At 63.4% G+C, this 12,639-nt stretch carries 10 protein-coding genes and 1 pseudogene; 9 read left to right on the top strand and 2 right to left on the bottom strand.

Translation table 11 applies throughout. The annotated features are described in order from the left end of the window. The first annotated feature begins 1 nt into the window (after window position 1). The 6 genes from nagZ to RT582_RS16095 all read left to right on the top strand — a co-directional run bounded on the left by nagZ (window position 2) and on the right by RT582_RS16095 (window position 5,682). Window positions 2-1,000: a beta-N-acetylhexosaminidase gene (gene nagZ, locus RT582_RS16120; RefSeq protein WP_045667031.1), complete on the top strand. Its 999-nt coding sequence runs from the start codon at window positions 2-4 to the stop codon at window positions 998-1,000. Window positions 1,001-1,024: 24 nt separating this feature from the next. Further along, entirely contained in the window at window positions 1,025-1,762 is a 738-nt protein-coding gene (locus RT582_RS16115) for an S-methyl-5'-thioinosine phosphorylase (protein ID WP_313478486.1), read from the top strand. A 144-nt stretch (window positions 1,763-1,906) separates the two neighbouring features. Then, window positions 1,907-2,404: an LEA type 2 family protein gene (locus tag RT582_RS16110; RefSeq protein ID WP_041754418.1), complete on the top strand. Its 498-nt coding sequence runs from the start codon at window positions 1,907-1,909 to the stop codon at window positions 2,402-2,404. Window positions 2,405-2,411: 7 nt separating this feature from the next. Continuing rightward, window positions 2,412-2,600 carry an SEC-C metal-binding domain-containing protein gene (locus RT582_RS16105; protein WP_003302497.1) on the top strand — a complete coding sequence of 63 codons (189 nt, stop codon included), beginning with the start codon at window positions 2,412-2,414 and terminating at the stop codon, window positions 2,598-2,600. A gap of 7 nt (window positions 2,601-2,607) precedes the next feature. Next, window positions 2,608-3,069 carry a DUF2489 domain-containing protein gene (locus tag RT582_RS16100; protein WP_014820587.1) on the top strand — a complete coding sequence of 154 codons (462 nt, stop codon included), beginning with the start codon at window positions 2,608-2,610 and terminating at the stop codon, window positions 3,067-3,069. 75 nt (window positions 3,070-3,144) lie between these two features. Beyond that, the gene (locus RT582_RS16095; protein WP_313478483.1) at window positions 3,145-5,682 is read left to right on the top strand and encodes a penicillin acylase family protein; all 2,538 of its coding nucleotides are present in this window, start codon (window positions 3,145-3,147) and stop codon (window positions 5,680-5,682) included. Window positions 5,683-5,702: 20 nt separating this feature from the next. On the opposite strand, the gene tsaA is transcribed toward RT582_RS16095, so the two are convergent. Together tsaA and trpB are read right to left on the bottom strand one after the other, a co-directional pair. Beyond that, window positions 5,703-6,410 carry a tRNA (N6-threonylcarbamoyladenosine(37)-N6)-methyltransferase TrmO gene (gene tsaA / locus RT582_RS16090; RefSeq protein WP_125861775.1) on the bottom strand — a complete coding sequence of 236 codons (708 nt, stop codon included), beginning with the start codon at window positions 6,408-6,410 and terminating at the stop codon, window positions 5,703-5,705. A 112-nt stretch (window positions 6,411-6,522) separates the two neighbouring features. Next, window positions 6,523-7,731 (bottom strand): tryptophan synthase subunit beta, encoded by a 1,209-nt coding sequence (gene trpB / locus RT582_RS16085; RefSeq protein ID WP_042922094.1) that lies wholly within the window; start codon window positions 7,729-7,731, stop codon window positions 6,523-6,525. Between the two features lie 422 nt (window positions 7,732-8,153). On the opposite strand from trpB, the gene RT582_RS16080 reads away from it, so the two are divergent. From RT582_RS16080 to RT582_RS16070, 3 genes and pseudogenes are all read left to right on the top strand, one after another. Continuing rightward, the gene (locus tag RT582_RS16080; RefSeq protein ID WP_313478478.1) at window positions 8,154-10,220 is read left to right on the top strand and encodes a choline transporter; all 2,067 of its coding nucleotides are present in this window, start codon (window positions 8,154-8,156) and stop codon (window positions 10,218-10,220) included. 93 nt (window positions 10,221-10,313) lie between these two features. Continuing rightward, window positions 10,314-11,786, top strand: a complete 1,473-nt coding sequence (betB, locus tag RT582_RS16075) for a betaine-aldehyde dehydrogenase (RefSeq protein WP_125861778.1) — start codon at window positions 10,314-10,316, stop codon at window positions 11,784-11,786. Window positions 11,787-11,799: 13 nt separating this feature from the next. After that, window positions 11,800-12,639: pseudogene (locus RT582_RS16070) on the top strand (GMC family oxidoreductase N-terminal domain-containing protein); the annotation flags it as partial.

Genomic DNA, 12,639 nt, shown 5'->3' with positions numbered 1-12,639 from the left:
TATGCACGGTTCACTGATGCTGGACATTGCTGGTACCTGGTTGACTGCCGAAGATCGCCAGCTGCTTCGCCAGCCCGAGGTCGGCGGGCTCATTCTGTTTGCCCGAAATATCGAGCACTCGCGCCAGGTCGACGAGCTGTGCCGATCGATTCGAGCCGTGCGGCCAGACCTGCTGTTGGCGGTGGACCAGGAGGGTGGCCGCGTCCAGCGTCTGCGCCAGGGTTTCGTACGGCTTCCGCCGATGCGCGAACTTGCGCGCTGCTCCGACGCGCCGCGGCTGGCGGAAGCCTGCGGCTGGGTGATGGCGACCGAGGTACTCGCTGCGGGCCTGGATTTTAGCTTCGCACCGGTTCTCGATCTTGACCACCAGCGCAGTGCCGTGGTGGGAACGCGTGCATTCGAAGGCGATCCGCAGGCCGCCGTAGTGCTGATCGACGCGTTCATCCGTGGCATGCACGCCGCGGGTATGGCCGCAACCGGCAAGCACTTTCCCGGTCATGGCTGGGCCGAGGCGGACTCCCATGTGGCGATCCCGGTCGACGAACGAAGTCTTGAGGAGTTGCGCCGCTGTGATCTGATTCCCTTCAAGGCGCTGAGCGGCACGCTCGATGCGATCATGCCGGCGCACGTGATCTATCCTCAGGTCGATGACCAGCCCGCAGGTTTTTCGCAGCGCTGGCTGCAGGACATCCTGCGTAACGAGCTCGGCTTCAAGGGCGTGATCTTCAGTGACGATCTGTCGATGGCGGGCGCGCACGTTGCCGGCGATGCGGCCGATCGCATCCAGGCAGCGCTGGTTGCCGGCTGTGACATGGGGCTGGTGTGCAATGATCGGGCGGCGGCTGAACTCGCGTTGGCTGCGCTGCAGCGCCTCAGCGTCACGGCGCCGCCTGCGCTTTCGCGTATGCGCGCTCGTCGGGAGTGCGCTGCTGAGTACAAGCAGAATCCGCGTTGGCTTGACGCCATTGGCGCGCTAAAGGCCGCCGACCTGATTGACTGACCCTTTTTCTTTCAAGGAATACCCATGACTGTCCATGCCATCATCGGCGGCACCGGCCTGACTCAGTTGAGCGGCTTCAAGATGCAGCGCGCGCAGCTCATCGATACGCCTTACGGGCGCCCGTCCGGTGAAATCCTGCGTGGCGAATACAGCGGCCGAGAGGTGCTGTTCCTTGCACGGCATGGCCATCCGCACCGCATTCCGCCACATCAGGTGAATTACCGAGCCAACTTATGGGCGCTGAGGCAGGCCGGGGCGGAGGCGATTCTTGCAATCAATGCGGTCGGTGGCATCCATTCGGCCATGGGCTCCGGACATTTTTGCGTACCCCATCAGATTGTCGATTACACCTACGGTCGCGAACACACCTTCTTCGAAGGCGATATAGATCACGTGACCCACATCGATTTCAGCTATCCCTATGACGAAGCGCTGCGCGAGCGCCTGATCGGCGCACTCGGAGCCGAGGGCTATGCGTTCAGCAGCCACGGTGTGTATGGCTGCACGCAGGGTCCGCGGTTGGAAACCGTAGCGGAGATCACCCGTATGGAACGCGACGGCTGCGACATCGTCGGTATGACCGGAATGCCCGAGGCTGCGCTGGCGCGCGAACTCAACCTGCCTTATGCCTGCCTGGCGCTGGTGGTCAATCCGGCGGCCGGCAAGGCGAGCGGGGTGATCACCATGACCGAGATCGAAGCGGCACTGGCTGCCGGCATAGGCAAGGCGCGACAGGTCCTCGCAAGCGTGCTGGCGACGTGAGTGATCCGCGGCGCACTGCAATGCGGAAGCGCTTTGTCTGAAACGTCGTTGTCATATTGCGGCCTGAGACTGGTATTTTTGCGGTGGCCCCCGTTGCGGCAAGCATGCTGCTTGCTACACTTGGCCGTCCTTTGGAGTACCGGAATGTTTTGCCAGGCACACACAATAAGAATTCTTAGAACCGTCGTGTTGCTCTGCCTGCTTGGCGGCATGGCCGGATGCTCGACCTGGTTTTCGGGCGATTTCAAGGACCCTACGGTCGAGCTCACCAAGGTCGATATCATCAAGGCGCGGCTGCTGGAACAGCAATTCATGCTGCGTTTTCGTATCGACAACCCCAACGATCACAGCCTGCCGGTGCGCGGGCTGATCTACAAAGTCCATCTCAACGACGTGGAACTGGCCAGCGGCGAGTCCAGTGGCTGGCTGACGGTGCCTGCCAACAGCTTCGAGTACTACGAGGTGCCGGTTCACACCAACCTCTGGCGCCATATGAAGTACATCGTGCGTCTGCTGGAGAAGCCCGATCGTCCGATCGCCTACCGCCTGGCCGGTGAGCTCAAGACCGGGCTGATGATGGGCCGGCGCGTGCACATTTCCAGCAATGGCGAGATAATCCCGGGCAACTTTATTCCGGAGTAGTACCCAGATGAGTCAAGAGCCCCACGTACATGGTCCCGACTGCAACCACGATCACGACCATGACCATCACCACGTTCATGGCCCGCATTGCAATCACAGCCACGAACCTGTGCGTAATCCGCTGAAGGACGTCGGTCGCAATGACCCGTGCCCTTGTGGCAGCCAGCAGAAGTACAAGAAATGCCACGGCGCCTGAGCCTGTCATGACCCTGGCCATCGGTCTGTTCGTCATCGCCACGCTGCTGATTGCTGCGCTGGGCGGCTATGCGCTGTATCTCTGGCGGCGTGTCTGGCGCAACGAGCGGTTGCAGGCAGAGGCGCGGACGCAGCAGCAGACCGCGCTGGCGGAGGATCTGCGAATCCTCGCCAGCTGCCTGCTGGAGGAGCAAGTCCCGCTCATCGAAGGGGCAATCCGCATCAAGGTGCTGCTCGACAACTATGATGTGGCGCTGGGGCAGCATCCTCGTTGTCAGGTCTTCCAGCAGCTGTTCGAGGCCACCGAGCAAGTGCCGACCCATGCGGCCTGGAAGGCGCTGGACAAGCAGGAGCGGCGCCGACATGAAGCGCAGTTCAGTGCCCTCGAGCTGCAGCACAAGGCCGAGGCTCGGCGTTCGGCCCGTTGGCTGCTCGACGAAGCTCTGCCAAAATCCCGCGACGCGGCCTGATCGACCGATCTTCTTCGCCGCGCGCCCTCTAATCTGTCAGTACCATCCCTTGCCAAGCTCGCTCAGGAGTCTTTGATGTCTCTGCGTCTGCCGTTCGCCCTGGTTCGCCTGACGCTGGGGGCCGCGCTCGGCCTGGCCGGCCTTGGCGGTTGTCAGGCCTATCTCGATAATCGCTACAGCGCCAGCCTGCCGCCGCCGCAGGGCATTCAGCCGCTGACCGGCCTGGCAGGCAGCGCGAGCATCCGGCGCAATTCGCTGGGCATGCCGCTGATCGAAACCTCGTCGTTCCACGATGCGCTGTTCGCCATGGGTTACGTCCACGCCACCGATCGTCTGAGCCAGATGGTCAGCCTACGGCTGATGGCTCAAGGGAGATTGGCGGAGATGGTCGGCCCCGGCGTGTTGGAGACCGACCGCTTCATGCGCGCGGTGAATCTGCGCCAGAGCGCCGAGCTGCTCTATCGCGAGTCCTCGCCGCGGATGAAGAAGTTCTTCGAGGTCTACGCCCGCGGCGTGAACGCCTACCTGTATCGCCATCAGGACAAGCTGCCGATGGACCTTGCCGAGTCCGGCTACAAGCCTGAGTACTGGAAGCCCGAGGACTCGGTGCTGGTGTTCTGTTTGCTCAACTTCGGGCTTTCGCAGAATCTGCAGGAAGAAGTGGCGGCGCTGCTGCTGGCGCAGAAGGTGGGTAGCGACAAGCTCGCCTGGTTGCTGCCCATCTATCCGGACGAAGCATTGCCGTTCGCTGAAGCCGACAAGCTCAACGGACTCGCGCTGGGTGGATCGGTACCAGGGCTGGCGGCGATCGAGCAAGCGGCGCAAAACTTGGCATCGTTGACCCCGACTGGGATGGCTGCGTCGAACAACTGGGCCATTGCCGGCAGCAACACCCGTAGCGGCAAACCGATTCTGGCCAACGACACGCACCTGCCGCTGTCGATGCCTTCGTACTGGAATTTCATGCAGGTCCGCGCACCGAAGTTCCAGGCCGCGGGTGTCACCATCGCCGGGGTGCCCGCAGTGGTCGCCGGTTTCAACGGCAAGCTCGGCTGGGGCATGACCATGGTGATGGGCGACAATCAGGACCTCTATCTCGAGCAGGTGCGCCGCGAAGGCTCGCGGCTGATGTACCTGGCCGATGGCAAGTGGCTGCAGGCCCGCGAGCGGCACGAAACCTACTTCGTCAAAGGCGAGCGGCCAATTCGCGAGACCATCTACGAAACCCGTAATGGGCCTCTGCTGAACACGGCGCTCGGCGAGCGCAAGCACCCCTTGCAACCGCTACAGCTCCGCAGTGGTTACGGCCTTGCGCTGAAAACCACGCAGCTGGAGGCCGATCGCACCCTGGATGCCTTCTTCGATCTGTCCCGCGCGCAATCGGTGGATCAGGCCTTCGAGGCGACCCGCGAAATTCGTGCGACGGCGCTGAATCTGGTGTTTGCTGACCAGCAGGGAATCGGCTGGCAGGTCACCGGACGCTTCCCAAATCGTCGCGAGGGATTGGGGCTGGTGCCGTCGCCGGGTTGGGACAATCGTTATGAATGGGACGGCTTCGCTGATCCGATGCTGCATCCCTACGACCAGGATCCTATCCAGGGCTGGCTCGGCACCGCCAACCATCGCAGTGTACCGCGCGGTTACGGGATGCAGCTTTCCAGCTCCTGGTATGGCCCCGAGCGCTATGAGCGCCTGGCAGAACTGGCGGGGCGGGGCAAGCATGACACCCGCAGTACCATCGCGATGCAGTACGATCAGGTCACGCCGTTCGCCGCCAAGCTCAGGGCAATGTTCGAGGCGCCGGGCATGGCCGAGCCATTGCACAAGGCGATCGATGCACTGCCGGCCGCCGAACGCAGTAAGGCGCGAGAAGCGCTGGATCGACTGATGGCGTTCGACGGCAAGCTCGCTGCGGATTCGGCCGATGCTGCGCTGTATGGCGCTTTCCTGCACGAAAGCGCGCGGCAGACGTTCCTCGACGAGCTTGGGCCGGAAGATACGCAGGCGTGGCGAGCGCTGGTGCAGACGGCTAACACGTCCTACTCGGCGCAGGCGGACCATTTGCTCGGACGTGAAGACAGCCCGTTCTGGAACGACCAGCGGACTGCGCAAACCGAAGACAAGCCGGCGATTCTGGCACGCAGTCTTGCTGGTGCGGTGAGTCTGCTGGAAGGCCGCCTAGGCAACGATCGCTGTGCGTGGCAGTGGGGCAAGCTGCACACCGCCAGCTGGACCTCTGGCGCAACGCAGTTGGCGCAGCATATGCCTGCCAGCCAGCGGAGCAAGAGCAACGCCATCGGCAGCTACCTGGATCGCGGCCCCTTTGCCATGGGCGGCGACCACAGCACGCTGAATGCCTCGGCCTATCACCTGGGAACGGACTTCGATACCTGGCTGATCCCGGCGATGCGCATCATCGTCGACTTTGGCCGCGACGAGCCGATGATAGGCCTCAACAGTTCAGGCCAGTCGGGCAATCCGGCCAGCGCGCACTACGCCGATGGCATCGACACGTGGATGAAGGCGAATTACATGAGTTTCCCGTTCAAGACGGAGAATCTCGACAAGGTCTACGGCACGCAGCGCCTGCTGCTGACGCCCGCCGGCAAGTGAGGAGGGGCGCCGCGCCGGCACTAGGCCGGTTGCGGCGCTGCTGGCGCTACTTCGAGAACGCGGATCATGTCCGGAGTCGGGTAGTGCCAGCGCACGTCCACATCCCAAAACTGCGCGCCGTAACGCCGCTCCGGTTCGGGCTTCTGATAGGCCGGGCGCGGGTCCTGCGCCAGGCACTGTTCGATGAGTTCGACCAAGGGCTCGCCCAGGCGCAGTGCTTCGCGGCGGGCTTGCAGCAACCCCGATTCCGACCATTGCACCTCGATCAACTCTGGCGCGTCGGCGGCCATGTCGTTGCGTGCGTCAGGCAGCGCATCGGCGTAGGGCACGTAGGGTTTGATGTCCAGCACCGGCGTGCCGTCCAGCAGATCGATGCCGGAGATGAAAAGCCGATCCGCTTCGACGCGATCCAATCTGACCACCGATTGACCGATACCGTTGGGGCGGTGCGTGGCACGGGTGGCGAACACGCCGACCATGCGATTGCCGCCCAGACGTGGCGGGCGAACCTTGAGGCGGGGTTTGCTTTCCAGCGCCTGATGGAAGAGAAACAGCAGCCACACATGGCTGACCTGTTCGAGCCCGGCTACTGCATCACCGCTGTCGAACGGCGGCAGCAACTCCAGCACACCACGTGCGGCTGGCGCCAAGCTCGGTTGGCGTGGGATGGCGAACTTCTCCTTGAAGCAGGAGCGGACGTAGCCGATCGGCGAGACGCTGTGATCCATGAAGGCTGGCCTGGGAAGCAGTCGGGCGGCTGCGCATCTTACCCGCTATGGCCGCCCGTTGCGCTTCCAGCAGGCCGACACGCACATGCATCGCCGGCCCGCCGTTGACGTGTTACAGGCCGAGCAGATTGGCGACGTAATCAGCATCCTTGTCGCCGCGGCCGGAGAGGTTGACGAGTATATGGCTTTCCTTGCTCAGCGTCGGTGCGCTGCGGATGGCCCAGGCCACTGCGTGGGCGCTTTCCAGGGCCGGGATGATGCCTTCGACGCGGGAAAGGGTCATAAAGGCGTCGAGGCATTCCTGGTCGGTCGCGGTCTGGTAGTTCACCCGACCTAGATCCTTCAGGTAGCTGTGCTGCGGGCCGACGCCCGGGTAGTCCAGGCCGGACGCAATCGAGTGCACCGCAGACGGGTTGCCATCGGCATCCTCCAGCACATAGCAGGCCATGCCATGCAGTTCGCCTGGCTTGCCTTTGGACAGTGTGGCCGAGTGGCGGCCTGGCTTGTCCAGGCTTTCACCCGCTGGCTCGATACCGACCAGCTCGACCGCGGCATCTTCGAGAAAGGCGGTGAACATGCCCATGGCATTGGAGCCGCCACCGACGCAGGCAACCACGTGGTCGGGCAGGCGGCCATGTTTGGCGAGGAACTGCTCACGGGCCTCGGTGCCGATGATCGACTGGAAGTCGCGAACCATCTTCGGGAACGGATGCGGACCGACCACCGAGCCGATGGCGTAGATGTAGTTGTGCGGGTCCTTCAGGTATTCCTCGAAGGCGCTATCCACCGCTTCCTTGAGCGTCGCGGCGCCGCGGGTGACCGCTACCAGCTTGCAGCCGAGGATCTTCATCTTGGTGACGTTCGGGTGTTCCTTCTCGATGTCCACCTGTCCCATGTGGATCTCGCAGGGAATGCCGACCAGCGCGCAGGCAGTAGCCAGGGCAACCCCGTGCTGGCCGGCGCCAGTCTCCGCGATCACCTTCTTCTTGCCCATGAATTTGGCCAGCAGCGCCTCGCCCAGGCAGTGATTGATCTTGTGCGCGCCGGTGTGGTTCAGGTCTTCGCGCTTCAGATAGATCTGCGCGCCACCAAGCTGCTCGGACAGCCGCCGCGCATGGAAGATCGGGCTTGGCCGACCCACGTAGTCGGCGAACAGTGCGGCCAGTTCCTGCTGGAAGTCATCACGCTGGCGAATTTCCTCGTAGGCGAGATTGATGTCGTCCATCGCTTGCTTGAGGTGCGGTGGGACCAGCTGGCCGCCATAGGGGCCGAAATATCCGTTGGCGTCGGGCATGGCGGTGAAGCGAGGATCGGACGACATGAACACATCTCTGCAGGTGGAATGGGAAGAAGGATGCTGCTGCGCGGGGCCGATCATAAGTCAGCGCACAATCGCTGAAAACGCCGAGCTGGGGCGGAGCGCTGGGCCGCTCGTGGCGAGGCGATTCGCATGAACGAAGGGTCGGATCAAGACGCTTGGGGTGGTGCTGATTTCGCGTGATTCGCGAAATTGACACTTATCGTGTAGGATGCACGCCGATTTCGCCATTATGGGAGCATGATTCAACTTGATTTTTTGTCGGCAGCAGCTTGCCGACGGGCATGGCTGTCATCAGTACGGCCGCTATGCATGCCCATCCCGCCCTTGGTGCGCAGCAATTTCAAGAGATTTGCCCGCCACCTGCCGCAATACGTCGCACCGCGATGTCGTAAAAGCCAGAACAAGTTCAGGAGATAGAACTGATGAACGAGGCTGAGCTCTCGCCCAATGATTCCGAAGCGCCGGCTGACCGGATCAATCCCGTAGTTTTCTACGGTTCCGCAATCGCCATCGTGGCGTTTGCCATATGGACGATGTTCTTCACTGATCGCTCCCAGGCGGTCATCAACACGGTACTTGGCTGGATATCCGACACCTTCGGCTGGTTCTACTTTCTCGCCGTGCTGGTGTACCTGCTCTTCGTGGTGATCGTGGCTACCAGCCGCTACGGCAAGATCCGCCTCGGGCCGGATCATTCCAAACCCGAATTCAACGTGGTCACCTGGGCGGCGATGCTGTTTTCCGCCGGGATCGGCATCGACCTGCTGTTCTTCTGCATCGCCGAACCCATCACCCAGTTCCTCGAACCGCCGGTAGGCGAGGGCGGAACCACTCAGGCCGCGCGCCACGCCATGGAGCTGACCTTCCTGCACTGGGGCCTTTCCGGTTGGGGTGTCTATACCCTGGTCGGCATGTCGCTGGCGTATTTCAGCTTTCGCCAGGGCTTGCCGCTGTCGATCCGCTCATCGCTGTATCCGATCTTCGGCAAGCGCATCTACGGCCCCATCGGGCATACCGTCGATACCGCCGCGGTGCTGGGCACGGTGTTTGGCATCGCTACCAGCCTCGGCATCGGCATCATCCAGCTCAACTTCGGCCTCAACTACATCTTCGGCATACCGGAAGGCACGCTCACCCAGGCGGTGCTGGTGGTGCTGATCGTGGTGTTCTCGGCGATCTCGGCGGCCACCGGGGTCGAGCGGGGGATTCGCCGGCTTTCCGAATTCAACATGCTACTGGCGGTTCTGCTGCTGCTGTTCGTGCTGGTGGTTGGTGACACGGTGTTCCTGCTCAACGCGTTGGTGATGAATGTCGGTGACTACTTCTCCAACTTCATAAGCCTGTCGCTGGACACCTACGCCTACCGCCGACCGACCGACTGGCTGAACGCCTGGACAGTGTTCTTCTGGGCCTGGTGGATCGCCTGGGGGCCGTTCGTGGGCCTGTTTCTGGCGCGCATTTCCCGCGGTCGCACCATCCGCGAGTTCGTCATCGGCACGTTGCTGCTTCCGCTGGCCTTCATGATGGCCTGGATGTCGATCATGGGTAACAGCGCCATCGAGATGGTCATGGGTGGTGCCCTCGAATTCGGTCAGCAGGCGGTGAGCAACCCTGGCTCGTCGATCTATCTGTTCCTGCAGAGCCTGCCCTGGGCCGGTCTCACTACCATCGTGGTGACCATCCTCGCCATTGTATTCTTCGTTACCTCAGGCGACTCCGGCTCGCTGGTGCTGTCGAACTTCACCTCCATCCTCAAGGATGTGAACAGCGACGCGCCGGTGTGGATGCGCATTCTCTGGGCGGCGATCATCGGCATTCTCACCCTGGCGCTGCTGATTGCCGGCGGCCTGACCGCGCTGCAGGGCACCGTGGTGATCATGGGGCTGCCGTTCTCCATCGTCCTGCTGTTCATGATGTACGGGCTGTTCAAGGCATTGCACGTCGAGGGCGTCATGGCCGACAGCTACCAGAAGAGCCTGTCCGGCTACTTGTCCGGGCGCGCCACGCTGGAACACACGCAGATGAACTGGAGTCAGCGGCTGTCGCGGGCGATGAGCTTTCCCAGCCGTTCGCAGATCCGTCGCTACCTGAAGGACGTGTGCAAGCCGGCGATGGAGGAGATTCAGAAGGCGCTGGGCGAGAAGGGCGTGCCCGTGGAGATCGTCGAAGGCGAACCGGGCAACGAGCACCTGGCGCTGCACGTCAATCTGGGCAGCGAGCAGGACTTCACCTACCAGATCTGGCCGGTGCGCGGCACCATGCCCTCCTTCGCCCTGCGCACGCAGAGCAGCAACGCCGACTACTACCGGCTCGAGGTGCATCTGCGCCAGGGCAGCCTGGGCTACGACCTGATGGGCTACTCGCGGCGCCAGCTGATCGAGGACATCCTCGACCACTACGAGCACCACATGCATTTCCTGCATCTGCAGCGCGAGAACGGCGGTGGTGAAAACGGCATGCCCAATCCGGGCGCGGCGCCGACACCCTGACCCTGTACGCCTCGGGCGATCCCCGAGGCGTTCCATTCATGTCGCGGCAGCGTCGATCCGCTGCCGCCACGAACAGTACGAACGAGGTAGAACATGGCCCGTTTCCCACGGCAGCAACTCTATATCCATGGCGCCTACGTCGACGCCAGCAGCAACCAGACCTTCGAGAGCATCAACCCGGCCAACGGCGAAGTCCTGGCCGAAGTGGCGGAGGCCGGTGCGGCCGATCTGGAGCGCGCGGTTGAAAGCGCCGAGCAGGGCCAGCGCATCTGGGCGGCGCTGACCGGCATCGAGCGGGCGCGAATCATGCGTCGCGCGGTCGATCTGCTGCGCGAGCGCAACGACGAGCTGGCGCTGCTGGAAACCCTGGACACCGGCAAGCCGCTGAGCGAAACCCGCAGCGTTGACATCGTCACCGGCGCCGACGTGCTGGAGTACTACGCCGGCCTGGCTCCGGCCATCGAGGGCGAGCAGATTCCGCTGCGTGACAGCAGCTTCGTCTATACCCGGCGCGAACCGCTGGGCGTGGTGGCCGGCATCGGTGCCTGGAACTACCCGATCCAGATCGCTTTGTGGAAGGCGGCCCCGGCGCTGGCCGCCGGCAACGCGATGATCTTCAAACCCAGCGAAGTCACCTCGCTGAGCGCGCTGAAACTGGCGGAGATCTTCAGCGAGGCCGGGCTGCCCGATGGCGTGTTCAACGTACTGACCGGCAGTGGCGCCGGCGTCGGGGCGCTGATCACCGAGCACCCACGCATCGCCAAGGTGTCCTTCACCGGCGGCGTGGCCACCGGCAAGAAGGTCATGGCCAGCGCGGCGGCGTCGTCGCTGAAGGACGTGACCATGGAGCTGGGTGGCAAGTCGCCACTGATCATTTGCGAAGATGCCGATCTGGACCGCGCGGCCGACATCGCGGTCATGGCCAATTTCTTCAGCTCCGGCCAGGTGTGCACCAACGGCACGCGGGTGTTCGTCCCGTCCGGTCTGAAACCTGCGTTCGAGGCCAAGCTGCTGGAGCGCGTGCAGCGCATTCGTCTCGGCGATCCGCAGCAGGAGGAAACCAACTTCGGTCCGCTGGTCAGCTTCGCGCACATGAACAACGTGCTCGACTACATCGCCCAGGGCAAGACCGCCGGCGCGCGGGTGCTCTGTGGCGGCGAGCGGGTGACCGACGGCGAATACGCCAAGGGCGCCTTTGTCGCACCGACCATCTTCACCGACTGCAGCGACGACATGACCATCGTGCGCGAAGAGATCTTCGGCCCTGTGCTGAGCCTGCTCGAATACCAGGACGAGGACGAAGTCATCCGCCGCGCCAACGACACCGAGTACGGCCTTGCCGCCGGCGTCGTCACTACCGACCTGGCGCGGGCGCACCGCATCATCCATCGCCTTGAGGCTGGCATCTGCTGGATCAATACCTGGGGTGAATCGCCGGCGCAGATGCCAGTCGGTGGCTACAAGCAGTCCGGCATCGGCCGCGAGAACGGCATCGCCTCGCTGGCGCACTACACCCGGGTCAAATCGGTACAGGTAGAGCTGGGCGAGTTCGCCTCGGTGTTCTGAGGGACGTAGAACCATGGAATACGACTACATCATCATCGGCGCCGGCTCGGCGGGTAACGTGCTGGCCGCGCGGCTGACCGAGGACGCCGACGTCAGCGTGCTGCTGCTGGAAGCCGGCGGGCCGGACTATCGGCTGGACTTCCGCACCCAGATGCCTGCGGCGCTGGCGTATCCGCTGCAGGGCACGCGCTACAACTGGGCCTACAAGACCGACCCCGAGCCGCACATGAACAATCGCCGCATGGACTGCGGTCGCGGCAAGGGCCTGGGTGGTTCTTCGCTGATCAACGGCATGTGCTACATCCGCGGCAATGCCCTGGACTACGACAACTGGGCCAAGACTCCGGGGCTGGAGGACTGGACCTACCTCGACTGCCTGCCGTACTTCCGCAAGGCCGAGTCGCGTGACATCGGCCCCAACGACTACCACGGCGGCGACGGCCCGGTCAGCGTGACCACACCCAAGGCCGACAACAACGAGCTGTTCCACGCCATGGTGGAAGCGGGCGTGCAGGCGGGCTTCCCGCGTACCGATGACCTCAACGGCTACCAGCAGGAAGGCTTCGGCCCGATGGATCGCACCGTGACGCCCCAGGGCCGGCGCGCCAGCACGGCGCGCGGTTATCTGGATCAGGCCAAGGAGCGGCCGAACCTGACCATCCACACCCATGCCGTCACCGACCGTGTGCTGTTCGAGGGCAAGCGTGCCGTCGGCGTTCGTTACCTGCGCGGCCGCGAGCAGCCACAGGTGGCGCGTGCGCGCCGTGAAGTGCTGCTGTGCGGCGGCGCCATCGCCTCGCCGCAAATCCTGCAGCGCTCGGGGGTCGGCCCTGGCGCGTTGCTGAAGAAGCTC

The organism is Stutzerimonas kunmingensis, from assembly GCF_032106285.1.
Lineage (GTDB): Bacteria > Pseudomonadota > Gammaproteobacteria > Pseudomonadales > Pseudomonadaceae > Stutzerimonas > Stutzerimonas kunmingensis_B.
Note: the sequence above shows the minus strand (reverse complement) of the source record. Positions and strands in the feature narration are given on the sequence as shown.

Bases quoted from the DNA above. Each gene is read 5' to 3' on its own strand.
- nagZ (WP_045667031.1), top strand. From the start codon at position 2: ATGCACGGTTCACTGATGCTGGACATTGCTGGTACCTGGTTGACTGCC.
- RT582_RS16115 (WP_313478486.1), top strand. From the start codon at position 1,025: ATGACTGTCCATGCCATCATCGGCGGCACCGGCCTGACTCAGTTGAGC.
- RT582_RS16110 (WP_041754418.1), top strand. From the start codon at position 1,907: ATGTTTTGCCAGGCACACACAATAAGAATTCTTAGAACCGTCGTGTTG.
- RT582_RS16105 (WP_003302497.1), top strand. From the start codon at position 2,412: ATGAGTCAAGAGCCCCACGTACATGGTCCCGACTGCAACCACGATCAC.
- RT582_RS16100 (WP_014820587.1), top strand. From the start codon at position 2,608: ATGACCCTGGCCATCGGTCTGTTCGTCATCGCCACGCTGCTGATTGCT.
- RT582_RS16095 (WP_313478483.1), top strand. From the start codon at position 3,145: ATGTCTCTGCGTCTGCCGTTCGCCCTGGTTCGCCTGACGCTGGGGGCC.
- tsaA (WP_125861775.1), bottom strand. From the start codon at position 6,410: ATGGATCACAGCGTCTCGCCGATCGGCTACGTCCGCTCCTGCTTCAAG.
- trpB (WP_042922094.1), bottom strand. From the start codon at position 7,731: ATGTCGTCCGATCCTCGCTTCACCGCCATGCCCGACGCCAACGGATAT.
- RT582_RS16080 (WP_313478478.1), top strand. From the start codon at position 8,154: ATGAACGAGGCTGAGCTCTCGCCCAATGATTCCGAAGCGCCGGCTGAC.
- betB (WP_125861778.1), top strand. From the start codon at position 10,314: ATGGCCCGTTTCCCACGGCAGCAACTCTATATCCATGGCGCCTACGTC.